The following is a 26,128-nucleotide window of genomic DNA, read 5'->3' as shown; positions in this document are numbered from 1 at the left end:
TGTGAACAAACTAGGGATAACATCCGAACGCTCAAGGTCATCACCCTGTCACCTTCCGAACCATTACGAGGAATCACCCGATGAATCCGGCGATTGCGTGTGTCGTTCCCTGCTACAACGAGGAGGCCGCCATCGGCAAGGTCGTTCGCGACCTGCGCGCATCCCTCCCCGAGGCAGTCATCTATGTGTACGACAACGCCTCCACGGACGGCACCGTCGCCGAAGCCCTCAAGGCGGGCGCTGTGGTGCGCCACGAACTCCGCAAGGGCAAGGGCAACGTGATCCGCCGCGCATTCGCCGACATCGAGGCGGACGCGCTCCTCATCATCGACGGCGACGACACCTACGACGCGTCGCGCGCCCGCGAGATGGTCGAGTTGCTCTTCGAAGGCCCGTACGACCAAATCGTCGGCGCCCGGCGGGAGATAGTCGAGACGGCGTACCGCGCGGGCCACGCGGTCGGCAACAAGATGCTGACCGGCACCGTCCGCTCGCTGTTCGGCAACGACGTCACGGACATGCTGAGCGGCTACCGCGTCTTCTCGCGCCGCTACATCAAGTCCTTCCCGGCGCTCTCGCACGAGTTCGAGACCGAGACCGAGATGACGGTGCACTCACTCAGCCTGCGTCTGCCCACGGCCGAGATAGAGGTCGATTTCAAGGACCGCCCGGCCGGCAGCGTCAGCAAGCTGCGCACCTACCGAGACGGCTGGCGCATCCTGAAGCTCATACTGGGCCTCGCCCGCCGCCAGCGCCCCTCGCTGTACCACTCCGTCGTCGCGAGCCTGCTCGCCCTCGTCTCCCTCATCCTGGGAGCCCCACTGGTCAGCGAGTTCATTGAGACCGGCACGGTCCCGCGCCTCCCCACCGCCGTACTGTCGGCCTCGATCATGATCATCGCGGTGCTCGTGCTGCTGGTCGGGTACATCCTGGAGTCCTTCATGCACATGCGTCAGGAGCAGGCACGCCTCGCCCACCTGAGGTACCCGGCCCCGACCCGAGACACGGACTTCGTCCCGGACATGCTCCACCAGAACGCCCCCAACCCGTCCTGACGACACCGCACCGCGGCTGACGCCGGAGGGGGTGGTGGTTGGTGTGGGGGACCCGGTCTCGCAGCGGAGCGTCTACGACGGCCGCCGGCCCCACGTTCCGCGGGCTGCCGCGCTACGTGCGGTGTGTTCCTGTGGCTGGGCCGGCCTCGAACACCGCCTGGAGTGGGAGGCGATCGGCGACCGGGATCCGGCCGAGGCCGGGGACGGCCAGGCGGATGCCTGCGACCGGGACTGGTCCGCGCACACCGACCAGGTCGAGGCGACCACCGTCCCCCTGCCCGAGACCGTCACCATGCTGGTCCTGGTAAAGGGGGCGGCCAGCCCGGACCGACGTGCGAAGGAAGACCAGGACGAGCTCCACCAGCCAGCCTCCCAGGACAGCGCGCCCGTACGCGGTGGCCTTGCTGCGCCGGCAAGCGGGTCCCGTCCCGCGGCCTACAGGGCGCTCTCGTAGGCGACGGTCCTTGTCGGACTTGCCTCTGTTGGAGGCGGCGGACACTGCGATCAACGTGTCGGGGCTATTCTGGTCGTTGGCGTATGCCTCTCGCCGGGCCGCTGACCAGGGGGTTCGTTCAGCTGGCGGGGTGCTTTCGAACAGAACGAGAGGCCACTCCACATTCGGTGGGGCGGTCGCGTCGCGGTGAACGGGCGGGCTGCGGGTATGGGGCGCCATGCCGGTAGGGCGTTGTGTTGGTGCATGCTGCGCCGGGACTTCACGACCACTTGGTGGCGGTTTTTGGGCTCACCTTGTCGAGCCCCGAGATCAAGCTGCTCGGTCTACGGCTGTGTCCTTGAGGCAGGTCGCCGATCTGACCACCGATGTGGGAGAAGTTCGGCACGAAGGCCGGCACCGTGAGTGCCAGAGCAAGGATGGTGTCCTGGACGAAGGCGTCCCGACGCCGCCACCCGTCGTACGGCACCCTCGGCAGCTGAAGTCTGAACAGTGCCTGAAGGGTCGTCACTTCGTCTCCTGGGGGTTCGGCCGCTCTCAGAGGCCGGCACGGCTGCGGGTTGTGATCCCGCCGCCGGCCTGGGCCCGGCGCAGCATCCAGAAGGCGATGACCGAGCCGACCAGGACGGACAGGATCGATGCCTCCAGGCCGAAACCACCGCCGGTCAGGAAAGCGGGGCCGTGGACATCCAGGGTGAACCAGCCTTCCGGGGTGTGTCCGGAGACCGAGATGCCGAGCAGCTGTTCCGCCGCGTTCCAGGCGAAGTGCAGCCCGGCGACGAACCAGATGCTACGTCGCCACAGGAACGCCGCTCCCAGCAGGACCCCCGCTTCCACGGCGATCGCCAGCGCGCTCCACAAGGTGGCTTCCGCGGCGCCGAGGTGGGCGATGCCGAAGAACAGCGAGGTGATGACGACGGCGGCCTTGCTGCCCCACAGCTGCTCCAAGGCCTGAAGGGCGAGACCACGGAAGAGCAGCTCCTCGGTGACCGACCCGCCGAGCTGCACCATCACGGTCGTCCAGAGAACCCCGATGAACCCGTGGCCGGCCCAGGAGAAGGAGTAGCCCCCGAAGACGGTCAGGAGCAGGACGGGGACGAGGATGAACCCCAGGCCGATCCCGCCACCGAACAGTGCCTCCCGTAGGGCACCGCGGCGGGCGATCTCCGCTACGTCGCGACCGGCCAATCGGTGCGTCACCCACCAGTACACGGCCACTGCGGCGGCCGCGCCCAGCGCCGGTACGGGGCCAGGGCCCGTCGCCGTCAGGGCCGAGACGAGGCCGACACCGACCACGCCCGTCAGCAGCCAGCCGAGCGGCGAGCGCATGATCCGGGCCAAGCGCCCGCTGCGTTCGTCGGGGCTCTGGCCCGGGGCGGAGTCGGGCTGGTGCTGGGTGTCGGACGTGGTGTCCATGGTGGTCTCCTGTCGCAAGGGCACCGTGCGGTGGTGATCTGAGGAACACGGTAGGAATGTGCGGCCCCCCGGGGATCACCCGCGCGGGGACAGGGCGTGTAGCTCTCACGGGGGATGCACAGATGCCCGGCTTCGCGCCATGTGGGCGGCCGCAAGCCCATGTCAGATACAAGTATGCGAAGCCCGGGGGGATTTGCGGTGGCCACGGAGTGGTCTCGTTCGTGCAGACCCCTGTGAAGGCGGCGTGAAAGTGGTGTAGACCTACGCCCTGCAAAGGAGCGATGAAGGGTGGGTCATGAGGGCGAAGCGTCGTGGACTGTGGACGTCCGGAGCCGGATGCCTGGCGATGGTGATGCTGGCCGCCGGCTGCGGGACGGTGTCCGATCCGGGCTCCGCGAAGGTGGTGCTGCGGGTCGTGGCCGCCGATTACGGTGACAGCCGTGCCAACTCCTCCGAGCCGTACTGGAAGGAGCTGGGGCACAGCTTCGAGCAGGCGCATCCCGGCGTGCGGGTGGAGGTGAGCGTCCTGTCCTGGAACGATGTGGACGCGAAGGTGGCCGAGATGGTCCGGGCTGGCCACGCGCCCGACATCGCCCAGATAGGCGCCTACGCCGACTATGCGGCGGCCGGAAAGCTGTACGCGGCCGACGAGCTCCTGTCGGTGCGCACGGAGGCCGACCTGCTGACGCCGCTCGCGCAGGCGGGCCGGATCCGCAGCGCTCAGTACGGTCTGCCGTTCGTGGCCTCGACCCGGCTGATGTTCTACAACACCAAGCTGCTGGAAGACGCCGGCGTGATCACGAGGGGTGCGTCGTGGCAGCCCAAGAGCTGGGACGCCTTGACAACGGCGGCGAAGAAGCTCAAGAGCGACGGTGTGCGGACGCCGATCGCGCTGCCCCTGGGTCCGGAGGAGGCGCAGGCCGAGTCGATGCAGTGGATGCTCGCCGGCGGTGGCGGTATGACGAACGACTCCGAGGCCTACGTCATCGACTCGTCGGCGAACGTGAAGACGTTCGAGTTCCTGCGGGACGATCTGGTCGGTGCCGGGCTGACGGGGCCGGACGAGCCGGGAAAGCTGGACCGCCAGGAGGCCTTCGATGCTTTCACCCGGGGGGATGTGGGGATCCTCAACGGCCACCCCACCCTGGTGAAGCAGGCGACTGCGAAGGGCGTCAAGCTCGGGATGGTGGCGCTGCCGGCCGCGGACGGCTCGGAGCCGCAGGCGATGGGCGTCGCCGACTGGGTGATGGCCTTCAAGAACGGGCACCCGAAGGAATCCGGGCTGTTCCTCGACTTCCTGTACGAGGAGAAGAACGTCACCGCCTTCACCTCGAAGTACGGCCTGCTGCCGGTGACGACTAGTGGCTATCGGCGGATGCTCGCCTCCGACGATCCCGGGATCGCACCGCTCAAGGTGTTCCTGCGGGCCCTGCCGTCCTCGCGTCTGTACCCGGTGGGCAAGAAGTCCTGGGCCTCGGTGAGCGCCGACTTCAAGAAGAACATCGGCGCGGCCGTGCGGCCGGGCGCACTGCCGGCGAAGGTGCTCGCAGACATCGCCCAGGGAGCCCGCAAGGCGGACAAGTAGAGGCCCGGACGTAACTCGGCCCGGCCTGCGCATCCCCCGTGAGAGCTACCCGGGTTGTCCACTCACGGGGGATCCTCATTGGTCCAGACCAGCCCCTAGCTTGATTGTGGACGGCCCGCCGTGGTGGCGAGGCCCCTTTCCTCCCGAGGAGTGGCACGTGTCCAAGCAGAGGCTCATCGCGATGTCGGCCGCCGCGGTCACCGTTGCGGCCCTCGCCGCCCTGAACCCGTTCGGCTCCCGCGCGTACGCGGCGGAGTGCGCCGCCCCCTATGCCGCCGCCACCGTCTACACCGGCGGCATGTCCGCCTCCTCGGGCGGCCACAACTGGCAGGCCAAATGGTGGACCCAGGGGGAAACCCCCTCCACCGGCGGCTCCGGCGTCTGGTCCGACCAGGGCACCTGCGGCGGAGGCGGCGGCACGCCGAGTCCGACCCCGACCTCCCCCACGGCCTGCAATCACCCGGTCTGGGCGGCCGGCACCCAGTACGCCACCGGAGCGGTCGTCACGTACGCGCCGAACGGGCAGTTCTACATTGCCACCCACGACAACCCGGGCTACGACCCGACCATATCCACCTGGTTCTGGAGCCCCTACGCCTGCACGGGCGAGCCGACGCCCACCCCGAGCCTGACCACCCCCAACCCGGGCGGGTTCGTCGTCTCCGAGGCCCAGTTCAACCAGATGTTCCCGAGCCGGAACCCCTTCTACACCTACACCGGCCTCGTCAACGCGCTTTCCGCATACCCGGGCTTCGCGAACACCGGCTCGGACACGTGAAGAGGCAGGAAGCGGCCGCGTTCGGATACCTCTACATCGTCGGCCGCATCAAGGACATGATCGTCAGCGGTGGAGAGAACGTGTACTCCGCCGAAGTCGAGAACGCCCTCGCACAGCACCCGGCCGTGGCCGCCTGCGCGGTCATCGGCGTCCCCGACGACACCTACGGCGAGCGCGTCCACGCCGTCGTGGTCCTCGCACCCGGCAGCACGGCCACCACCGGGGAGCTGCGCGAACACTGCAAGACACTGATCGCCGGCTACAAGTCACCGCGCAGCATGGAGTTCGTCTCCGAGCTGCCGCTCTCGCCCGCCGGCAAGATCCTCAAGCGCGAGCTGCGCAAACCGTACTGGCAGGACAAGGACCGCTCCGTCAACTAGCCGGCCAGGCCCTCGACACCCCGAAGGCCCGAACAGGCACGCACACCACGGGGAGGCCTTCCTCGACGTCGCCTCCGCGCAAGGCGTACCTCCTGCGATCCGCCATGCACCTGCACATCGAGCAAGGAGGACCAACCATGGGCACAGACTCCGCAGTGCGATCACCCTCGCATGCGCCGTCCTGATGGCCGCCGTCCTGCCCCCGGGTGGGAGTGTGGCAGCCGAGGACCGACCCGCCCCCGAGATTGCCGTCGCCTCTGCCCCGGACCGCGGCCGGGTCAGCGGCGGAGACGCGCTGCTGCGAGTCACGGCTCCTGGATCCGGCAAAGTGAGGGTGACCGTGAACGGACACACGGCCGACGGCTTCGTGCGGCAGCCCGACGGCAGCCACCTCGGCCTGGTCTCCGGCCTCAAGGACGGCCCCAACCGCATCACCGCCCGATCCCGCGGCCGCACGGCCACCCGGACGCTGATCAACCACCGCACCGACGGACCCGTCTTCGCCGGACCGCAACCCCTGCCGTTCTACTGCGAGACGACTGCCTTCGGACTTGCCCCCGCCCACCCGCCGTACTGCTCCGCACCCACCAGGGTCAGTTACAAGTACCGGAGCAAGGCGGGTGAGTTCGCCCCTCTCGCCGACCCGGCCCGGCGTCCGTCCGACCTCGCAGACACGACCGTGGACGGCCGCAAGGTGCCCTACATCGTCCGTGTCGAGACCGGTACCATCGACCGCGCCGTCTACGAGACCGCCGCCCTCTACGACGGCACCGATCCCTCCCCGCTGCGTCAGGAACAAGGCTGGAACGACCGGCTCGTCTACGTCTTCGGCGGCGGCTGCGCCGGCGGACACCACCAGGGCGCACAGACCGGCGGCGTCCTCAACGACCTCTTCCTGTCCCAGGGATACGCGGTCGCCTCCTCCACGCTCAACGTGCTGGAGACCAACTGCAACATCCCCACCTCGGCGGAGGCGGCGATGACGGTGAAGGAACACTTCACCGAGACCTACGGACCTCCAGCGCACACCATCGGCTGGGGCGGCTCCGGCGGCGGTATCCAGCAGTACACGATCGCCGATGCCTACCCCGGCATCCTCGACGGGATCATCCCCACCGTCGGCTTCCCGGATACGTTCACGCCAGAAAAGGCAGCCTCCGACTGCCAGCTCCTCGTACGCTACTTCGCCGGCGCGGGTAGCTCACTCACCCCCGCACAGTGGGACGCGGTGGCCGGCTTCCTCGAATTCGGCACCTGCATCGGCATGGACCAGGGCATCGACCTGCGCCACCCGACCGTACGCTGCGACAAGTCGATCCCGCTCACGGCCCGCTGGCACGCGACCGCCAACCCCGGGGGTGTCAAGTGCACGCTCATGGAGGCCTACGCCAACCAGTTCGGCCGCGACCCGGGTACCGGCTTCGTGCGCAGCACCCTGGACAACGTCGGCGTGCAATACGGCCTCCAGGCGCTCAACGCCGAGCAGATCACCCCGGACCAGTTCATCGCCCTCAACGCAGCCATCGGCGGATACGACGCCCAGGGCGCGCCATCGCCCCGGCGGAGCCAAGCGGACCCGCAGGCACTCGAAACCGCCTACCGCGACGACCTCCTCAACAGCATGAGCCTCGGCCTGCGCAGTACGCCGATCATCGACCACCGCGTCTACATGGACAGGGTGCCGCTCGACGTGCACACCGCCCAGTGGTCCTACGTCGTGCGGGCACGGCTCAAGTCAGCCAACGGCACCACGGCCAACCACGTGATCATCGAAAGCCAACTGGTCATGGCCGCGACCCAGACCGCGGACACCTATGTACTGGCGTCGATGGACCGCTGGCTCACCGCCATCACGGCCGACACCTCCACACGCGGCAAGCAGGCGAAGACAGCGGCGAACAAGCCCGCCGACCTCTCCGACGCCTGCTACCTGACTCCCGGCAACCGCGTCCACACCACGCTGACCTACCCAGCGAGCGGACCGTGCGCCGCCGACTACCCGATCGGCTCGGACCCCCGGATGCAGGCCGGCGAGCCGCTGGCGCAGACCTGTGCCCCGCGGACTGATGCTGATCACCTGCACCTCGGTGCCCGCCGCCTTCCAGGAGGCGCGTTGCCGCCCGATGCCGTCGGCCGCTTGGTTGAGCTGGGTCTTGCTGTACTTCGCCTGCTGGACCCCTAGGGCCACCTGGCGCCTGTCGGCCTTGGAAAGGTCTTTCATCGCCTTGTCGAGCAGGGCGCGTCCGCGGGTGATGTCAGTGGCGTACACGGTGACGCGCGACGCCTCCATGTCGCTGTAGGAACCGGCATACACGTCGGCGAACTCGCTCGTGTCGCGGATGACTGCGCCGACCGCAGCGGCCACGCCTATGGCCGCCGTCTCCACAGGGGCTCCGGTAGGAGGCTTGGACAGCTGTGCGCCACCCGTGCTGTCCGGTGCGGCGTCGGCCTGCGGGCCTAGAAACACAAAGAGCCGCGGCAACAGCGATGACAAGGGGGGGAAGTTCGGCGTGCACGCCGAACAGAGGACTGGTCCATCAAGAGGCATCAGTCGTCGAAGGAATGCCCTGGCCTGGATGAGGATGGCAACAACAGCATCTGCAATCCAGATAGTTGACCTCTCCCGAGAGATCAAATACCTCAATCAGTCATTCGCGGGCAGTCCGCGCAACTGATGGCGCCGTGCGGCCCACTCCTCGGCTTGGCTCTGTTGGTGATCTTGGAGCTGTCGGCGTCAGGTGCCCAGGGTTCCCCATGACTTCGGCCGAGCAACCACGCCCCGACCCCGGGCCTCGACACACCCTGACACACCATCAATCTCGTAAGAGCGGTTGACCGCGCCGACCGACGTTGGCTTCCCGGGGTACGTTCGTCCCCAACGCCTGAGGCCGGTCGATAAGGCAGCCCTCGTCAATACGTTGATTCTATTGACCCAATGCAATGCACATGTAGCGGTTGTGGAGGATTTGAAATAGGGAAGTATGGGGGAGTGGGCGGCGTACTCAAGGCCGACGGCGCGTGCCGGATCCGAGCAGCTCCACAGATGATGCCGTCGTGTACCGAAGCCACGCGTAGCTCCTCTACCGAGGCGGCCGCGTGGGCGGAAGCTCGGGGCGCGGAACGAGGTCGGGCCATGGTCTGGGCCATTGGCACACTTCCTGAACTGGTCCTGCGAGCTCAGTTCATCGGAACCCCTCGCTCGATTCGTGCACGATCGCGTAGTCGATGAGGTGTTGCTGGGCTTGATCCATATTGTCAGGCCTCTGATATCAGGGGTTCAGCCTCGGACGGATGATGCTCGTCCTGGATGGCAGGGGAAGAAGAACCTGCGCCCTCGCTGCACGTTCACGCCAGGAGTTCAGGGCCGAGATCTTCCATCTGGGTCTGTCGCATGCTGCCACCGTGCGGCTTGATTGAGACCTGTTGGAAGCAGGATCGGGAGCCCTAGCCTGGCTCGGCACCGGATCCCTCGCAATAGCGACCCACACCTTTCGCAAGGAGGCGTCATGCGCGATCAACACCACGACGAACTGGGAGAGCCGCTCTTCCCCACGGCCGTCGCCGGAACCAACGGTGTCAGCCGTCGAAGTCTGCTGCGGTGGGGTGCATTCCTGGCCGCCGGAGGTGCGGGCACCCTGGTTCCGGCCGGCATCGCCAGGGCCGCCACCAGTGGCACGTCCGGGCAGAAGGTGACGACGACCTACCAGGGAAATTCACCGTCAGGGTTCGACCAGTGGTCGTCTGTCGACATAGCCGTTCCAGCAGGTGTGCGGCGAATCTCTGTCAGCTATTCCTACGATCGGCTGGCAGGCGTGATGGACATCGGTATTTTAGGGCCGACCGGATTTCGCGGCTACTCCGGCAGCGCCCGTTCGGAGTTCACCCTGTCCGCTGCAGACGCCACCACAGGCTATGTTCCCGGGGGGATCCAACAGGGCAAGTGGTCGATCGTCCTGGGGCCGATGGTCGGCGATGTGCAAACCGGAATGAGCTGGCAGGTAGACGTAACCCTCGAATACGGCGACCGTCTGCCCGACATATCTCCTTATGACATGCTTCCCACGAAAATCCCGAACACCGGTTGGGGCTGGTACCGGGGTGATCTACACATGCACACCATCCACTCCGATTCCCAGCGCACGGTTGACGAGCGGGTCGGCGACGCCATCGCCGCAGGACTGGACTTCATCGCCATCTCCGACCACAACACCAGTTCCACCGGAGTGTCCTGGCGGGGCAACATCCCCGGCGGCCTGTTGGTGATCAATGCCGAGGAGGTGACCACTCGGCACGGGCACTGGCTGGCGGTGGGCATCCCCCAGGGCAAGTGGATCGATTGGCGGTACAAGCCCTCGGAGGGCACATTCGATGCCTACGCCCAGCAGGTGCGCGACCTCCGAGGCATGGTGATCGCCGCTCATCCCCTGACCCCGGCTCGCGGTTCCTTCTGGGAGTTCGGTCTGGGGCTGGACAAGGTCGACGCCATGGAGGTGTGGAACGGATCCGGCGGGACGGGTGGGCAGCCCTGGACGGGCGACGACGAGCTCAACCTCATCGCCTGGCACGTCATGCTGTGCGCGGGCAAGCGCGTTCCCGCGCTGGGTAACAGCGATGCCCACTCACTCGGCGATGGCACGGTGGGCACTCCTCAGAACGTGGTGTGTGCCAACACCCTTTCCACGGCCGCGCTGCTGGACTCGATGCGCAGGGGCAGGGTGTACGTGGCGGAGTCCTCCCAGGTGACCGTGGACTTCGCTGCCAGCGCCGGGGGGAAGACCGCCGGCCCTGGTGAGGTGCTCCCCCTGGGCTTCTTCGACGCCGTTGACGTGGTCGCCAAGGTCTCTGGCGCGCCGAACACCGTGGCCACCCTCATCACGGAGTGGGGCGTCATGGCCTCCATCCAGATCGGCGCCAGCGGTAGCGGCGAGCTGCGTTGGCGCGGCTGGGGCAAGGCCTCGATGTTCGCGCGAGTGGACGTCCGGAGGATGGTTCCAGCATGGACCGTGCTGAGCCAGATGGTTGCCTTCACCAACCCCGTCTGGTTCTACGGCACCCCCACTGTCAACGACCCGAAGGTTCCCGCTGTCCGCCCCCGGGGGCAGGCCACGCCCGAGATACCGTTCGGCACCAGCGGTACCAGCGAGCGGCGGTTGCCGGGTCTGACCGACTACAGCGCGCCCTTCGCCGCGGCCAACGTGTCGATCGCCACTCCTGCGTACGGGGGCCAGAAGACGGCCCTGGCCGTCGGTGACGACCAGAGCCTCTACTTCACATCCATGGGATGGAACGGCCTGTGGGCCAAGTGGCTCCAAGTGCCCAACCCCGGCGGCGCGGCCGACCTCAAGTTCCAGGCATCGGACGTCGCCGGGATGCCCGACGGCTCCACCCAGTACCTCGCCATCGGCACGGACGGCACGCTCTACCACCAGAGCCGCGATCCCGGCATGGCGGGACTCATCGGGCATTTCAGCGGATTCCAGCCTGTGCCTGGGACGGACGGGTCGCCGACGTGGCGGGCCACCAAGGTCGCTGCCGAAGGGATGCCCGACGGCACCACACAGGTGCTGGCTTCAGGCCTCGACGGCAGCCTCTACTTCAACATTCGCAGCGCAAGCGGTGCCTGGGCCGGATGGACTCGCCTGGCCGGCTACGGCGGGGCCGCCACTTTCGCCGGTCCGGCACTGTCCATGGTCGCAGTGTCCGACGGCTCGACCCAGATCGTCGCCATCGGCCTCGACGGACTCGTCTACCACCAGATCCGCTACCCGGACGGGCGGTTCACCGGATTCGTCCGGGTGAGAGGCTCCAACAGCACGACCATGGCCGCAAGCTCGGTCGACATCGCCCTCGACACGTACCACCAGCGGAACTCGGTCCGGCTCGCCATCGTCGGTCAAGACGGCAATATCTGGTACGTCACCCGCACATCTGACGGCGCATGGACCACCTGGCAACAGGCCACGACATCAACCAGCGTCGGTTTCCCCTACGGCCGAGTCGTCGTCACACCAGGCGATGCAGGGGGTAACCGGTACGTGGCTCTTTCCACCGCCTGACTGCGATCAGGTCCGGTTCTGGGGGCGCTCGGGGTCGACACCGTCCCGCACGGAGCCATTCTTGCGGGAGCGACGACAGTCGTGTCGGCGTCGTCACACCGTCGACGACATGACCGTTTGTGAAAGCCGGGCGTCGACTTCAGTCAGTGCGGCAGGTCGGCGGCGAAGGCGGTGACGGCGTCGGCGAGGGCGTGCGGGCCCGTGAAGAAGGGTCGTGGGCTTTGCCGGGGATCTCGACCGGGCGGGCGTCGGGAAGGCCTTGTGCAGGCGGCGGGTCGATCAGGTCCTCCTGCTCCCGCTCCTGGCGCACCCGGCGCTCCCTCCGGTCGCCATGACCGAGCCTGCAGACCTGCAGCTCTACGCCGCGGCTATGTTCGGCTGATGTGCCGTGCCAAGACTGCTGGAGCCTGGACGAAGAGGCACTGTCACGTTGCCGAAAATGGCCTGACCGCGTCAGGAGATCCGGACGCTTCTGAGGTGCTTGACGCGTAATCCTGGAGGCGATGTCGGCGTCACCCCGAAACCCGGGTACGGAGGGCGCGTAGAGGTCGATGCGGGCGCCCGAGGCGAGGTTCGTCTCCCCGTTCGACGGTTCGCCGCCGAGTCCGTCTCAGGGGGACTTCGCCTGCGCAGCGTGGCCGCAGCTGCTCGCGGCTGGGGGCGTGTCGTGCGGCACGGTTCTTGTGCCGGGCTCAGTACCAGCCCGAGGTGGTCTCGTGTGCCCAGGCGCCGTCAGGGGTGCCGTAGCGCTGGAGCATGTAGTGCAGTGCAGCGTTGAGCTGTGTCTGGTAGTCGGTGCCGGCGCGAGGACCCTGTTCGAGCTGGCCCAGGCCCTGTGCTGTGGGGTTCGTGTCATTCACCGCTCTCGGATTCCAGGTGCTCTCCTGCTGGATGACATTGTCGAAGGCATGGGCCTCGCCCGGCTGCCCGGGGAACTGGGCGTTCACGATGTGCTGTGCGTACGCCTGCTCCTGGGCAACCGGCGCCGTACTCGGCACAGAAGCAGCGAAAGCCGAGGGAGCGAACGCGGCGCCGGAGGCAAGGCAACCGGCAAAGCCGAGCAGGACCGTGGCCGTGCGCAACCGAGGGGTCCAAACCAACATGATCAACTGTCTCTCACTGGGGGAGGACGCCCTGCCCGGCGGTGGTGACGCCTTGTGACACCCGGGGGCTGTCCAGGAACGGAAAGAACCGGAATCCCTTCCAGCTGCGGCAGCTCATCGACTTCCGCTTCCGTTCCCACCCCTTCACACAACCCCAAGCGTCAACGGTGCGCACCCACCCGTCCGGCCCGTCCCCGGCCCCTCCTCCCACCCCCCAAGCAGCCCCCCTCCCGACAAGCCCGATATCCGCCACTTCACCCCGAGCCGCTTCTCTCAGGGGGTGTGACCAGCACCAATACTCAAAACTCGCATCCGCTGCACCCACCCGCCCCTCCTCCGACCAGGGGACCGGGAGGCGGGGTGCGTGCCTTCGCTATCGTGTATCCCGGTGACTGGGCGTGCCCGGCTCGACGCCTTCCGCTGGCTGACTCCACACCCGCCGCAGACAGGAAACTCCCGGCTTGGGTCAGCGGTCGCCGATCGCCTACGAGAACGCCCTCCAACAAACAGCAACCACCCTGCCCAAAGCCGGATGGACGTGTTCCGTCCGAAATCGTCCCGGTCGTCGGAACGTTCGGCTGGCCCGGTGGGCGTCGAGCCTGATGATGTTGATCGCGGTGGCGGAGAAAGCAGCTTACGGTGTGTGATCGCTTTGGCGGCGATCAAGGCAGTTCCTGGTCTCAGGGATCACACTCGCATCCTCGTCTGCGCCGGGACTGCCGGATCGGTCACGGTGGGTAACCGACTGGGATGCCGGTGGTGTGGGTGGTGCGCTGTCCCCGTGTTTCCACCATGTGGCTGCTGCTGGGACCGATCCGGTAGGGGAGCGACCCCGGCAGTTACCCCGAACAGGATGTAACCGCCTTCCGCGGGGGCGACCGATGTAGTCGGTCAGCAGGCTGGGAGTGTTTCCCTGGTTGTGGCCGAAGCCTTCAGTGAAGATGGCGGCACGTGGTTCGGCTGGAGTGGCCGTGGTCTTGTCCGACTGGCCCGGGGCCTCAGGGGTGGGTAGCGGTCCGGAGGCTGCGGCGGGGGTGCTGAGGATCGCGAGGATGCATGCGGTGAGCGCGACTGCGCGCCGGACAGTCCGGTGTGGAGGCATGGACTGTGTGTTCCTTGCTGATTTTCGGCACGGCGACAAGTCCTTTCTGCGCTCAACGGTTATCGGCGACTACCGTGTCAGCGCGTCTTGGAGCTGATCGCTGCGAGACACAGTCATCGGAGCATCGTGGAGCAAGATCGGCCTGCTGGGATCGGCTGGCTGGCGTCTCTCGTGCCTCTATCGGTTGACAGTGCCAGCGCCTGTTGGCCGAACGCGCCAATCGAGGCCAGCCCGCGCAGAGCGCGGGGGACCCGCCCAACGGGCCGTACGCCCGGACCCCGTGAAACGGGGTCACCTCCCGCGCGCAGCTCGGGAGTCCCTGGGGCCAGGGCTAATTCAAAGTCGATGCCTGGGGAGCTGTGGGGAGCTCACAGTCACCTTGTCCGGCGGTCTGGGACGATCTTTGGGCTGTCGGTGTGCGGGATAGGTGGGGTTCGTGTCGTTTGTGGCGCCGTCGTACGCGAACGCGCTGCGCCGGCGGCGCCCGCAGCCGGCGACAAATGGCACCTGGACGAGGTCTTCATCAAGATCGGCGGGGTGCAGAAGTACCTGTGGCGGGCCGTCGATGCCGACGGCAACGTCCTCGACATCCTCGTCCAGAATCGACGTGACAAGGTTGCGGCCAGCCGTTCCTTCCGGAGACTCCTCACCTCCACCGGGCGGGGTGCCCCCGGGTGATCGTCGCCGACAAGCTCGCCTCGTACGGGGCGGCGCATCGTGAGGTGATGCCCTCGGTGGAGCACCGTGCGCACAAGGGGTTGAACAACCGGGCGTAGCCCCAGCCGCTACCGCTTCGAAATGAGGGTCCGCTTCGCGATCTGGGACCAGATCACCGGGGCCGCCGGCGTACCCACCACCGTCTGAGCAGCAGACCGCCCGCGGCCTCTTCCTGCCCTCAAACAATCACACCCCAGACAACGTGACAGTGCCCCGGAGTGAAGGCCCCAGCCCCGCCGGCGCCAGCACCCATACAGTGCCGGCGCTGTGGGCGAGGCCGGAGTTGAGGAGAGATCGGTAGCCGCCGTCGATGTGCTGCTCTCCACCAACGGAGGCAGGACCGGTGCGTCTGGCAGCCGCCGAAGAGCTGGCCACCGCGAGGAACAGCGGAACCTCGCCGCGGACACTTCGCGGGCCACTAGGGGGCAGATCCTCCGCGGGCCACTCCTCATCCACCCTCTGGCGGACCTGCTCCAGGTGGGAACCATTATCGGGGCGCGTGGCCATCAACCTGCCCAGAGCACTGACGGCCGTAGGGCGACCCGCGTAGGAGGCTGCCACGGCCTGCCGCAGCTCAGGATCCGCAGCGGCTGTGGTCCGAGCGGCGGGGCTGTCGGCCGGGGACGGGACGGAGACCTGCTGGACGGCGGCCCGCAGCGCGGCCGTGATTGCCTGCCTGCGTTCGGGATCAAGAGGAACAGGGCGCCGGCCGAGGTGCCGATCACCGGCATCGGGTCCACGAATGGTTGTGCGAATAAAAATCCGGGCGAGGCGCGGTGTTGACGCTCCGCGGTGACGGTCGGTGACGTGTCGGTCTCCTATGTGGACGGTTGGACCGACTGCGGCGTGTAGCGTTGGCTGTCGGCAAGCTTCGGATACAAGTCCTTGTTGACGGCGCTTGCGACCGCCTGTATCTCGTCGACTCCCCGCTTGAAGCCGTAGAAGGGTTTCTTGCCCGCAGGGACTCGGTTGTCCTCAGTCAGTACCACCAGGCTCGACTGGTACGGTCCGCCCTTCGGGCTGCTGACCGTACTGATGCTGTTGACCTTCCAGTCGCCGCGGTCGAAGGCGTTATCCGGGCCTGTCATGGATCGCTGGAGCCAGCCGTTCTTGACAGCTGTCGACGCCGCCGCGGGGACCTCGTCCGTGCTTCCCCACCGCTCGTCCGGCCGGACCGAGCGCATGAGGTCAAGGATGTACGCCCGGGACGCGCCGTCCAGAACCTTGTTGTCCGTCCCGTTCAGCAGGTCGAGCAGCTTGAGCTCGTCGGACGCCGTGGTCCGGGTCAGGCCCCAAGAGAGCTGGTCGGGGGCCGGCGTGGTCTCTTGCATCCCGGCCGCGGTGAGGAACGCGCGGAAACTCTCGGTGTTGGCCTGATGGGGGTTCGCGAGGTCGGACAAATCCTTCCACAGTGCGGTGGCGGCCGTGTTGTCCGAGTTCTCGATCATGTTCGTGGCCTCTGCCTGCTGGCCCGGCGTCAGCTTTCCGTGCTCGGCGTACAGCAACGCGGCCAGGATGGAGGGCTTGACCATGCTGGCGCTGTCGTACTCGCTGTTTGCGCGGAACGCGCACTGGACACCGGCCGTGGGGTCGGTGAGGGCGACCGCGACGTACTTGTGGGTGCCGATGGCGCGCGCGATGTCCTTCTGGAGGCTCTTTTCCAGCGGGTGGCCGTACGGAGAGGTCCCCGGGCCCTTGCCGCCCGGCGACGTACAGGTGATGTCCGAGGGCCGGGGTCCATGCGACTGCCCCGCGGCAAACGCCGGGACGGCAACCGCGGCCGCGGCCGCGACGGCGAGGGCACCTACAAGTGCCCGGGCGAGCTTCTTCTCCACAACATTTCCCGTCGTTCGCGGGTCGGGTGAGCGTCTGGGCACAGGGGGCGCCTGGTCGTACACCCACGCTAAGGACGGCATCGGATCGATTCATCGGGCGAGCGGCCCACTGCAGGGGGCCGTCTCCCGTCCACCGACCGGATGTCGCGGCGCGTTCCCGCCCGCCCGCCCGGCGGTCGGAGGGCGCCCAGGTGGAGCCCGGTGGTGACCACGTCACCGAATCACCGAACCCACGCCTGACAGCGATGACGCCGCACCTCGCAAGCCCGGGCAGCCGAGCCTGGAGCAGACTCGGTGACGCTGCCAGTACCGCGATCCGGCGGCGGTCCGGGGGATGGCGCGACGATCCGGTCACGGATACCGACCGATCTGTCGCGCGCGAGCCTTCCGTACGGCAGTGTCGCGTTGTCGGGGGTGTGATTGTTTGAGGGCAGGGAGAGGCCGCGGGCGGTCTGTGAGCAGGCGGGCTTGTCGGTGATGATCACCCGGGGCACCTGCCCGGTCGTGGTGAGGAGTCGGCGGAAGAAACGCCTGGCAGCGGCCTTGTTACGCCGGTTATGGACCCAGGGTGTCGAGGACGTTACTGTCGGCGTCGACGGCCCGCCACAAGTACTTCCACGCCCCGTTGACCTTGGTGAAGACCTCGTCTAGAACCATATATCGCGGGCTGCGGGCGTCGCCGGCGCACGCTGTTGGTCACGGCGCGAGCGTTCTCAGGTGGTGGGCGTGATCAGGTTGAGTGCGTGTTCGGCGTGTGACTGGTAGTGATCGGTGGCGTGGGCGTGGTTGGTCCGGCCGGTGAGGTGGGCCAGGGTGATCGAGAGGTTGCGCAAGGGCGGCCGGGGCGCGTGGAGCGTTGCTGGTAAGGACCCGGCAGGCGTCCTCGCGGAGGGTGGTGTCGCGGATGTGGTGCAGGGATCTGTCAGTGCCCGCGGACGGCGGCGGTGGGTTGGGCAGGGCTGGCCTGCCCGGCTCGCAGGCTGGTGACCGCGTAGACGCGTTCGAGGGTCGCTTTGCCGGTGCGGACATCTCGTCGGCGGCGCACGATCTGTACTGCCTGGAGGGCGTGGAGGGTGTGGGGGAAGGCGAGGCCGGTGATGGTGGCGGCCTTGAGCCGGCGGATCCCGTCCCGACCATGGCCGGCGGTGCGGGTCTTGTCCAGCAGGGGAACGTCCGGCCAGGGCAGCTTCTTGAGCCTTCTTCTCCTCGACGAGGAAGCGGGCGTGATCGGTTCGGGTCAGCAGCGCGTCGAACGTGACGGGTGCCGACCAGTTCCAGCGGGGCAAGCAAGGGGCGAAAGGGCGGTGATTTCGTTGCTCTTGGAGTCGACCGGACGCTGGGCGATCACCGTCTTCTCCCCGTGAAGGACCGCAGCAAGCAGGTGGACCGCAGTGTGAGCGTGCGTCCGCGAGCTGCGCAGGGACATGCCGTCCACGGCCAGGGCCCGCAGTCCGTCGGCGGGCTGCAGCTGACCGCCGAGCCAGTCACCGACGGGCCCGGTCCAGAGCGTCGGCGTCGATGCATGTCAGCAGCCGCCCCAGCGTGCGCGCCCCCGGGAGACTCCCCTCCAGGCCGAGGCGGGTCCGGATTTCGGGCGGGGCACCGGCCGCGAACCGGGCGATGGACACCAGCGCGGCAGCACCGCCAAGGACAGCGACGGCACACGGAGGCAACAGCGCGCCGAGACGGTACCGACGCCCCTGCCGCCGACGCGGATCGGCAAGGACCTCCAGCCAAAGTGGGATTGATCTTGTAGGTGTGCTGGTCATGGCAGTGTGACGGTGTCCGGCGGAGGCGCTACAACGCAAGGAAGCTCCCGTGATGCGGGTGACCTTGCCAAGTCGCCTGCGCCAACGGGAGCTTCGATGTGCCGTCAGTCTGCCAGCATCTGTCTGATCAAGTAGCCTTCGCGTCAGCACCGCGGGCTGGTGCGTCGCCGGGAGCACCGTGCACACGAGGGTTGAACAAACCGGGCGATAAATCGCACCGGCTCGGCCTGTTACTTCTGGTCACGGTCACCGCGGCGAGCGTCGCCGACAACGAGGCCGACAAGCGCTCCTGACCCGCACCGCGGCCGCCCATCCCAAGATCACCAAGGGCTGGGCCGACGCCGACTACAAGAACCGGCCGTCGAACGCGGCGCGAAACTCGGCATCGACGTCGTCCCCAGAAACACCCAGGTCAAGGGCTTCTCCGTACTACCCCGACGCTGGGTGGTTGAACGGACCCTCGGCTGGATCATGATGCACCGCCGACTCGCCCGCGACTACGAGACCAAAGCCTCACACTCCGAAAGCATGATCCGCCTCGCCGCGATCTCCACCCTCGCCAAACGCGCAACCGGTGAAATCACCCCGACCTGGCGAGACGCATAAACCACAACCACCTACGAACTACATGAACCAGAAGCCTCTTAGCGCCAGTCGGCCCGTCAGCAGGGCGGATATGGCTGGTCGTCAGGCCTTGCCGCAGTCACGATTGCTGCCTCTGGCCGCGGCATGGGCGTCCCGTCGGAGAGGATAGGCTCCACCGGATCTACGATCTCCCCGAGCTCAGATTCCAGTTCCCCGGACGACATCACCGACACACGGTTGGCCGGCGCCGGAACGAGAGTCCCCGCCTGCCTGACGAAATTCACGAAGCTTTCGAAGTCCCGCTGGTGGGTGAACGGTTCCTCGAACTCGGTCAGAGCGGGATACCCATCCGCCCCAAGCAGAGTGTAGGCCAGCGTGGCGAGCCGGTAGCGCTTCTTCAGGCCGAGGCGCTTGCCATCGATGTAGACGTCGTAGGGGTCGACCCGATACCCCACCCCAGCAACCGAGTTGAAGCTGTAGCGTACATTCTTGGACACGGCGAACGGGGCGTACTGCATGCCTCCGCCCTCCTTCGTCGTCCACTGTTGTTCCAGGGCGTCGTGGATCTGCTGTCCGGTGACCCAGACGCTGACGACCGGGTCGCCAAAGCCCACACCCCGCCAGGCATGCACGAACTGGACGGCGCCGTTCGTGGCTGCGTTGTAGACGAGGTCTCCGGCGATGACTGTCTGCCCGATCGTGGGGGCGATGGCCACCATCGCCAGCTGCGCCGGCACGTTCGGGTAACGGTTGCCGTTGAAGTTCTTGTCCGTGGGCTGACTGCCGGCCCACAGGGCCCAGTCAGCGACAAGGTCCCCCATGGTGCTTTCCCCGGCAGCGTTCCGCGCGCGGAGGAACGAGCCGCTTTGCCTGCCGATCGTCGAATTAGCCCGTGCGGTCGCCTGTACGTTCCAGTAGGACACGACCTGCTGCATCTCAGGGTCTGGCGCGATGCCGGTACGCGTATTCGGGTGGTTCGTGGACACCGTCAGCTCTCGCACCACCTTCCCGGTCCGCGGATCCAGCTTGAGGTTGATCTCGTTGATGAGCTGGCCGTAGCATCCGGCCTCCACAAAGGGCCTGGGGACCCCGTTGGGGTCGGGCAGCATCATGTTGAACCGGGTGTGCCAGTGGCCGGTGACGATAACGTCAATGTCAGGCGAGGCGTGCAGGGCGAGCTCGTAGGCAGGTCCTGAGGGATTCCGTCCGGCGTTGAAATCAGCGCCTGCGACCGCCCCATCGTGCATGCTGAGCACGATCGCGTTGATTCCACGCTTCTTGAGCATCGCGGCCAAGCGGTTGACGGTCCTGATCTCGTCACGCGTCTTCACCGCGGGCAAGTAGGCGGTGCTACTGACCTCCGTGCCGATGGCTGTCAAGTGGATGAAGGCGATGGGGATCTTCTTTCCCCCGGGCCCGGTGACGTGCCGGATGTTGTATGCCGGGAGCACGTCGGCACCATCCCTACGCCACTCCACGTTCCCCGTGTAGTAAAGGAAGTCCGCCCCACGGAACCGGTGACCCGTCGAGTCGATGAACGACGTGTCCTGACCCACCACGGGAAAGGGGATGCCCTGTTCCATGTGCCTCGTGATCATGGCGGGGGACTTGTCGAACTCGTGGTTGCCTGCTGTGGAGAAATCGAGCCCCATCAGGTTGAGCGCCTCGATGGTCGGCTCGTCAGCGAAGACCGCCGTATCGAACTCCCACCCTGAGAAGTTGTCGCCGGGACTGAAGAAAATGGAGTTCGTCCTGCCGTCCCTGAGCTCCTTCAGATGTGCAGCCATGTAGGCGACTCCGCCGACCGTGTAAGTCTGGCCGCCGTTGCCGTGGATGGTGGCGTTGCTGCCCGGCGCCGCGGCCAGGTAGCCGTGCAGATCCGTGATGTTCACCAATTGGACATCCACGTAGCCGTCGGCCTTAGTGACGTCCCGGGCGTCGTCCGACGCGTACGCAGGGACGCCAGTCGCGATGCTGGCACCGACGGCACCCATGGCCGTGAGGAAGGAACGCCGACCGGCACGGACGTCGTTCCAGGGCTTGACCGCTTCCAGTGAAGTCATGAAGCCGACTATCTCGTGCCGGACATCACCCAACGGGCTTCGTCAGGTGTGGCCTACTCACGTTCCCTCGGACGGCCTCCTCACACACTGGCCCTCCGAGCAATCAGGGGCCATCCCAAGGAAGCAACGGGATACGCGATCCTCTTTGCTCCAGCTGGGAGAATGCGAGACACGGGAAGAAAGTAGCGACAATCTGGGTGCTCGGATTCGCCCGACGGGCAGAAGGCCGAAGAAACGTACCGGGACAAGACCGGAGTGCCAAGATCTCCCGGAGACGCAGTCGGTAGTCCTCGTGGGGAACGGGTCAGTCCCGTGTGTGCTCGCATGAGACCGGCCGGCCAGCTCGGCGGGACTGTGGGTCTGTCCAGTAAACGGTGTAACCGTGGTTGGCTCGTGGGTCAGATGCGGTTGTTGGTGAGGCGTCCGTCGAAGCGATGTCGAAGGCTTGGAGGGCCCACTTCCAGAGGGTGGTCCAGCGATTGCGGCCGGCGCCGGTCGGGTCCAGGGACATCACCACGAGGTAGACACCCTTCAGGGCCGCGTTCTCCGAAGGGAAGTGGCCGCGGGCACGGACCGCGCGGCGGATCCTGGCGTTGACGGACTCGATCGCGTTGGTCGTGCAGACGATCCGGCGGATCTCGGCGTCGAACTGCAGGAACGGGACGAACTCCGGCCAGGCGTTCTCCCATAACCGGACGATCGCCGGGTACTTCTGTCCCCATTCCTCGCAGAACTCGAGGAACCTGCTGGTGGCCGCGTCCTCGGTCGGAGCGGTATAGACCGGCTTCAAGGCTTTGGCGATCTTGTCCCAGTCCTGGCGGCCGGTATGGCGGAACGAGGCCCGCCGCAAGTGAACGACCCAGGTCTGGACGACGGTCTGGGGCCAGACCTCGCCGACCGCGTCGGCCAGGCCCTTCAGCCCGTCGCAGACCAGCATCCAAGACGTCCTCGACGCCGCGGTTCTTCAACTGCCAGCCGGCGCGAGGTGAGGTCGATGACGGTCGCGAGATAGGGCGGCTTCGCGCCACTGACCGGCAGATAGGTGATGACGCCTACGTACGTCATGTTCTCCTCGGATGCGGTGAAGTCATGTCCGAGCACATCCGGTGCCTTCGCCGCGGTCTGGTCCGCGACGGTGGTGCGGTGCCGGCGGCGCAGACGCACCCCCTCGAGCCCGATGGCCCGCATGATCCTGGCGACGCGCTTGTGGTTGACCGCCGGGCCGCACTCGTCGCGGAGTTCGGCGGTGATCCTGGGGGCTCCGTAGGTGCCGTCGGAGTCCTGGTGGACCTTGCGTATCCGGGCAGCGATCCCGGCTTCGACGCTCTGCCGGGCCGCTCTCGCAGATGCGGTGCGGCGCCAGTAGGAGAAGCTTGAGCGGGCCAGGCCGAGGATGGTGCAGAGCCGCTTCACGTCGTGTCGGTGCTGGTGGTCCTCAACGAGCTGGCAGCGGTTCAGGAGCCGTAATTCAACTACTGCCTGAGTTGATGTTGTTGTCGTGGTGTTCGATCACGTGCTTCAGAGCTTCAAGCGTTCGTGGCGGGTGCGTTCGTGAGGTGAGGGTGGGAGTGAGATCGTTTCCGGCGAAGGCCAGCAGTGGCCTGCTTGTCTTGGCGTGGTAGCTCAAGGTGTTGCGGTCGTAGCCGAGGATCTTGCCCATCAAGGTCAGGGTCACGGTGTTGCGGCTTCTGAGCAGGGCGACCAGGATGCGGTGGAGGTGGTCGAGGATGCCGAAGCCGGGATTACGACCTCGCCGATCTCGCCCCTCTCTTTGGCGTTGGGCTTCGGCAAGGACTTGGCGGCACGGTTCGAGCCTGAGGAGGAGCTCGTCAAATTCTTCGCGTGTCAGGCCAGTCAGAACGGGATGGGCGAGGAGAAAGGTGGCCTCGGCCGGGATCGGCGGTCCCGACTCGTCGTATGGGCCTTCTGAAAGAATCTGGTCAGGGGCTCGTGGGGCGATGGTGTAGTTCCATTCGCCGTGGAAGTCGTCTCGTCTGACGCGCCGGTCGACGCTCTTGCGTTCGGCCCGGGAGAGGACACGGCCGGTGGGGTAAGCGTTCTCGTCGAGTGCAGCCGTGACGGTCAGGCCGGCGCTGGTGCGGGTGCGGGTGGCCGAGATGGTCTCCAGCAGCACTTCGTAGCTGGTCAGAGGTTGCCCGCGCAGGCTGTGGGTGATCCGGGAGAACAACCGGTGTTCGACTTTGTTCCATTTTGAAGTACCCGGTGGAAAGTGCATTACGGTGATGGCCAGGCCGGACTCATCAGCGAGGCCGGCCAGGCCCATCTTGAACAGGCGGGAGTCGGCTGAGTTGGCCCCGCCGGAGTCCGCGGTCACCAGCAGACGGTCCGCTGCGGGATAGTCCCTGCGCCCCTGGGCCTTCCACCAGCGGCGCAGGGATTCCACCGCGAAGGCAGCGGTGTTCCGGTCGGTTCCCACGTTCACCCAGCCGCTGTCGCGCCCCAGATCGTAAATGCCGTACGGGATGGCGAGCGGGGTATCGGGTCGGATGAAATCGTGGTCGGGGGCGCTGATCGGCTCGCCTTTGGGGCGGTAGGTGCGGCCGGGCCGGGCGAAGTCACCAATCGGTTCCTTCTGCTTCGCATCCACGCTCACCACCGGCAGCCCTTCCTCCGGGAAGCGTTCGGCGGCGGTGTTGATGTGCCGGAACTGCGCGTCCCGGTCGGGCACCTGGCTGCCGGCCCGGGTCTTGGCCATGCCCTGCAGACTGAAGCCCCTTGCCCGCAGCAGCCCGCCGACCACCGGGGCGCTGACCGGATGTCCCGCATCACCGAGCTCCCGTGACAGATCCCGAAGCGAGGCAGTGGTCCAGCGCAACGGCGATACCGGATCACCTACCACCCGCGGCTCGATCAGCAACTCGAGAGCCGCCACCAGCCCAGGGTCACGCTCGGCCGCAGACTTCCGTCCGCCGCCGGGTCGGCGCACCCGTCCCAGCGCCTTCGCTCCACCCGCCAGTTCTTCACGCCCCCGCGCGATGGTCGACTCAGAGACCTCCGCCAGCCTGGCCACGGCCCCGGTTCCCCCATGGCCCAGCGCCTCGGCCTCGGAAGCCAGATACAGACGGCGCTGCCGCTCATCCAGATGCGGTAACACCGCCGCGAACTTCACATCCAACATCACAAGGACTTCATCCGTAATCGCCATACAAGGCAACTATCATACGAAACCAGGTAACTTGCCCAGATCAAGCAATAGTTCCCTTACGGCTCCTCACCAGCGCGTCTCCGTCGCGAAATACCGGGCCGCCTTGCGTAGAATGTCCCGTTCTTCCTCGAGCTCACGGATCCTCTTGCGGGCGGCGGCCAGCTCCGCCTGAACGGCGTCGCCGACGGCCTGCGAGGTGGCTGGCGGTGCGGAGTGGGCGCCAGGTCGGCGGCCGTCGGCGGCCCGGATCCAGTTCCTCAGCATCTCGGTGTTCACCCCGAGATCATCGGCGACGGACTTGATCGTCGCTCCCGGCCTCGAGCGGTACAACGCGACCGCGTCCGCCTTGAACTCGGCCGGGTAATGCTTCCCTACGTTGTTCTGCGGGACAGGGCGAGCCCTTCGTATGGTTCTCCCACCCAGGGGCGACGGGCGTGGCTTGTAATGCTTTGCCTTCGATGGCTATGGATGATTGGCCGCCCGTCGCCCCACGACGACTCGGCTGCCAATTAGGAATTGCGAATGATCGCACCGTAGGGAATCGACAGCGAGGTCGTCCGTCGGGAGGTACCAGCACCCAACCGTACGGAGGCACCACATGGCCGCGATCTGGGCCGGCATCGACGCGGGAAAGACTCATCACCACTGCGTCGCGATCGACGAGAGCGGCCGTCAGCTGTTGTCCCGACGCGTCGCCAACGACGAACCCGAACTGCTAGCTCTCCTCGCAGACGTCCTGGAACTGGGCGACGAAGTGACCTGGGGCATCGACCTGGCCGACGGCGGAGCTGCCCTGGCCATCACGATCCTCCTCAACCACGAGCAAGCGGTGCTCTACCTCTCCGGGCGTGCCATCAACCGTGCGTCGGAGGGCTACCGGGGTGAAGGCAAGGCCGACGCCAAAGATGCAGCCGTCATCGCTGACCAGGTCCGTGTCCGGCGGGATCTTCAGCACTTACGGCTTGGCGATGCGACTGCCACCGATCTCAAGATCCTCACCGGTCGGCGTTTGGACCTGGTCGCCGATCGCACCCGCACCGTCAACCGGCTCCGAGGTCAGCTGACTGGCATCTTCCCTGGCCTGGAGCGGGCCATGGACCTCACCCACACCGGTCCTTTGACCCTGTTGACCGGCTACCAAACCGCCGGAGGCATCCGGCGGCTCGGCGCCGGGCGCCTGACCACCTGGCTCCGCAACCGCAGCGTCCGCAACCCCGACCAGCTTGCCGAGGCCGCCTTCCAGGCCGCCGAACGTCAGCACGCCAGCCTGCCCGGGGAGAAGCTGACCGCTCAAATGGTCCAGACGCTGGCGAAGGACGTGATGACCTTCAACCAGCGCATCGCCGAGCTCGACAAGCTCATCGAGGCCCGTTTTCGCGACCACCGACACTTCGACATGATCACCAGCATGCCCGGAGTGGGCGTCACCCTCGGCGCCGAATTCGTGGCCGCCACCGGTGGCGACATGAGCGTCTTCGGTACTCCCGACCGGCTCGCCGGCTTCGGCGGTGTTGCCCCGGCTCCGCGGGACTCACGGAAGATCAGCGGTAACTTGCGTCGGCCCCAGCGATACAACCGCCGACTTCAACGCGTCTTCTACTACTCCGCCCTACTCAGCATTCAGCACAGCGAGGAGTCCCGCCAGTTCTACGATCGCAAACGCGCCGAGGGCAAGCGCCACACCCAGGCCGTCCTCGCGCTCGCCCGCCGCCGCGTCAACGTCCTCTGGGCTCTACTGAGGGATGAACGGCGCTACGAACCCGTGCCGCCCGTTGGCCTGGAGGCTTGACAAACGGTATTAGGAATCATCCCCACAGGAACTCGGTTCTCCTGGAACATCAAGATCTAAGTGTCTCCGGTGTCCAAAATCCGGGGTCAAGGTCCCCCTGGCCTGCACCCGCCAGGGTGTCCATGCCTTCGGCCTGAAATTCCTCGTGGGGCCGGTCAGAGGGCTTGCAGGCGGGCACCCTTGCGGCGGTGGCCGGCGAGGCTGATCACGGGGGCGGTGCGACCCGGGGCCCGGTCGACAGCGACATCCGGTGCGAGAGAACGCATGAGGACGGGGTG

Annotated in this window: 17 protein-coding genes and 7 pseudogenes; 11 read left to right on the top strand and 13 right to left on the bottom strand. The window is 66.9% G+C overall.

The annotated features are described in order from the left end of the window. Positions 1 to 80: 80 nt before the first annotated feature. Entirely contained in the window at positions 81 to 1,055 is a 975-nt protein-coding gene (locus OG435_RS01460) for a glycosyltransferase family 2 protein (RefSeq protein ID WP_266874854.1), read from the top strand. A gap of 43 nt (positions 1,056 to 1,098) precedes the next feature. Further along, positions 1,099 to 1,509 carry a hypothetical protein gene (locus OG435_RS01455; protein ID WP_266882301.1) on the top strand — a complete coding sequence of 137 codons (411 nt, stop codon included), beginning with the start codon at positions 1,099 to 1,101 and terminating at the stop codon, positions 1,507 to 1,509. A gap of 6 nt (positions 1,510 to 1,515) precedes the next feature. Here OG435_RS01455 and OG435_RS01450 read toward each other — a convergent pair. The 3 genes and pseudogenes from OG435_RS01450 to OG435_RS01440 form a co-directional block, all read right to left on the bottom strand. Then, positions 1,516 to 1,617 (bottom strand): annotated as a pseudogene (locus OG435_RS01450) (HNH endonuclease); the annotation flags it as partial. Positions 1,618 to 1,768: 151 nt separating this feature from the next. Beyond that, entirely contained in the window at positions 1,769 to 2,017 is a 249-nt protein-coding gene (locus OG435_RS01445; RefSeq protein ID WP_266874853.1) for a hypothetical protein, read from the bottom strand. Positions 2,018 to 2,043: 26 nt separating this feature from the next. After that, complete coding sequence (locus tag OG435_RS01440; RefSeq protein ID WP_266874852.1) at positions 2,044 to 2,922, bottom strand: CPBP family intramembrane glutamic endopeptidase; 879 nt, start codon at positions 2,920 to 2,922, stop codon at positions 2,044 to 2,046. A gap of 295 nt (positions 2,923 to 3,217) precedes the next feature. Between OG435_RS01440 and OG435_RS01435 the strand changes: the two genes are divergently transcribed. From OG435_RS01435 to OG435_RS01410, 6 genes and pseudogenes are all read left to right on the top strand, one after another. Continuing rightward, positions 3,218 to 4,507 carry an ABC transporter substrate-binding protein gene (locus OG435_RS01435; protein ID WP_266874851.1) on the top strand — a complete coding sequence of 430 codons (1,290 nt, stop codon included), beginning with the start codon at positions 3,218 to 3,220 and terminating at the stop codon, positions 4,505 to 4,507. A 169-nt stretch (positions 4,508 to 4,676) separates the two neighbouring features. Next, positions 4,677 to 5,308 (top strand): annotated as a pseudogene (locus OG435_RS01430) (carbohydrate-binding protein); the annotation flags it as partial. Between the two features lie 33 nt (positions 5,309 to 5,341). Then, the gene (locus tag OG435_RS01425) at positions 5,342 to 5,665 is read left to right on the top strand and encodes an AMP-binding enzyme (protein ID WP_266881493.1); all 324 of its coding nucleotides are present in this window, start codon (positions 5,342 to 5,344) and stop codon (positions 5,663 to 5,665) included. A 184-nt stretch (positions 5,666 to 5,849) separates the two neighbouring features. After that, positions 5,850 to 7,847, top strand: coding sequence for a DUF6351 family protein (locus tag OG435_RS01420; RefSeq protein ID WP_266874850.1), 1,998 nt, complete (start codon positions 5,850 to 5,852; stop codon positions 7,845 to 7,847). A 1,324-nt stretch (positions 7,848 to 9,171) separates the two neighbouring features. Continuing rightward, positions 9,172 to 11,721 (top strand): CehA/McbA family metallohydrolase, encoded by a 2,550-nt coding sequence (locus OG435_RS01415; protein ID WP_266874849.1) that lies wholly within the window; start codon positions 9,172 to 9,174, stop codon positions 11,719 to 11,721. Between the two features lie 214 nt (positions 11,722 to 11,935). Further along, complete coding sequence (locus OG435_RS01410; protein ID WP_266874848.1) at positions 11,936 to 12,103, top strand: hypothetical protein; 168 nt, start codon at positions 11,936 to 11,938, stop codon at positions 12,101 to 12,103. Positions 12,104 to 12,413: 310 nt separating this feature from the next. Here OG435_RS01410 and OG435_RS01405 read toward each other — a convergent pair whose 3' ends face one another. Beyond that, entirely contained in the window at positions 12,414 to 12,719 is a 306-nt protein-coding gene (locus tag OG435_RS01405) for a transglycosylase SLT domain-containing protein (protein WP_266874847.1), read from the bottom strand. Positions 12,720 to 14,418: 1,699 nt separating this feature from the next. Here OG435_RS01405 and OG435_RS01400 point away from each other — a divergent pair. Next, positions 14,419 to 14,790 (top strand): annotated as a pseudogene (locus OG435_RS01400) (IS6 family transposase); the annotation flags it as partial. Between the two features lie 671 nt (positions 14,791 to 15,461). Here the strand turns inward: OG435_RS01400 and OG435_RS01395 are convergent. The 4 genes and pseudogenes from OG435_RS01395 to OG435_RS50320 all read right to left on the bottom strand — a co-directional run bounded on the left by OG435_RS01395 (position 15,462) and on the right by OG435_RS50320 (position 18,247). Beyond that, positions 15,462 to 16,478, bottom strand: coding sequence for a serine hydrolase (locus OG435_RS01395; RefSeq protein ID WP_266874846.1), 1,017 nt, complete (start codon positions 16,476 to 16,478; stop codon positions 15,462 to 15,464). Positions 16,479 to 16,699: 221 nt separating this feature from the next. Further along, a pseudogene (locus OG435_RS50655) lies at positions 16,700 to 16,987 on the bottom strand (hypothetical protein); the annotation flags it as partial. A 46-nt stretch (positions 16,988 to 17,033) separates the two neighbouring features. Continuing rightward, the gene (locus OG435_RS50650; RefSeq protein WP_430625554.1) at positions 17,034 to 17,135 is read right to left on the bottom strand and encodes a DDE-type integrase/transposase/recombinase; all 102 of its coding nucleotides are present in this window, start codon (positions 17,133 to 17,135) and stop codon (positions 17,034 to 17,036) included. Between the two features lie 827 nt (positions 17,136 to 17,962). Then, on the bottom strand, positions 17,963 to 18,247 hold the full coding sequence (locus OG435_RS50320) for a transposase family protein (protein ID WP_353962768.1): 285 nt from the start codon (positions 18,245 to 18,247) through the stop codon (positions 17,963 to 17,965). A 221-nt stretch (positions 18,248 to 18,468) separates the two neighbouring features. Here OG435_RS50320 and OG435_RS01385 point away from each other — a divergent pair. Next, a pseudogene (locus OG435_RS01385) lies at positions 18,469 to 18,853 on the top strand (transposase); the annotation flags it as partial. Positions 18,854 to 18,909: 56 nt separating this feature from the next. On the opposite strand, the gene OG435_RS01380 reads toward OG435_RS01385, so the two are convergent. From OG435_RS01380 to OG435_RS01360, 5 genes and pseudogenes are all read right to left on the bottom strand, one after another. Further along, positions 18,910 to 20,895, bottom strand: coding sequence for a bifunctional metallophosphatase/5'-nucleotidase (locus OG435_RS01380; protein WP_266874845.1), 1,986 nt, complete (start codon positions 20,893 to 20,895; stop codon positions 18,910 to 18,912). 398 nt (positions 20,896 to 21,293) lie between these two features. Further along, positions 21,294 to 21,866: pseudogene (locus tag OG435_RS01375) on the bottom strand (IS256 family transposase); the annotation flags it as partial. Positions 21,867 to 22,053: 187 nt separating this feature from the next. Continuing rightward, positions 22,054 to 22,308: pseudogene (locus OG435_RS01370) on the bottom strand (IS3 family transposase); the annotation flags it as partial. 55 nt (positions 22,309 to 22,363) lie between these two features. Further along, positions 22,364 to 24,061 carry an ISAzo13 family transposase gene (locus OG435_RS01365; protein ID WP_430625543.1) on the bottom strand — a complete coding sequence of 566 codons (1,698 nt, stop codon included), beginning with the start codon at positions 24,059 to 24,061 and terminating at the stop codon, positions 22,364 to 22,366. Between the two features lie 66 nt (positions 24,062 to 24,127). Then, positions 24,128 to 24,469: a transposase gene (locus OG435_RS01360; protein ID WP_266881492.1), complete on the bottom strand. Its 342-nt coding sequence runs from the start codon at positions 24,467 to 24,469 to the stop codon at positions 24,128 to 24,130. A gap of 190 nt (positions 24,470 to 24,659) precedes the next feature. Here OG435_RS01360 and OG435_RS01355 point away from each other — a divergent pair, with 190 nt between their 5' ends. Continuing rightward, positions 24,660 to 25,850 carry an IS110 family transposase gene (locus OG435_RS01355; protein WP_266874844.1) on the top strand — a complete coding sequence of 397 codons (1,191 nt, stop codon included), beginning with the start codon at positions 24,660 to 24,662 and terminating at the stop codon, positions 25,848 to 25,850. Positions 25,851 to 26,128 lie beyond the last annotated feature (278 nt).

It is taken from the genome of Streptomyces sp. NBC_01264 (genome assembly GCF_026340675.1).
GTDB lineage: Bacteria > Actinomycetota > Actinomycetes > Streptomycetales > Streptomycetaceae > Streptomyces.
This window is presented reverse-complemented; position numbering and strand designations above follow the sequence as displayed.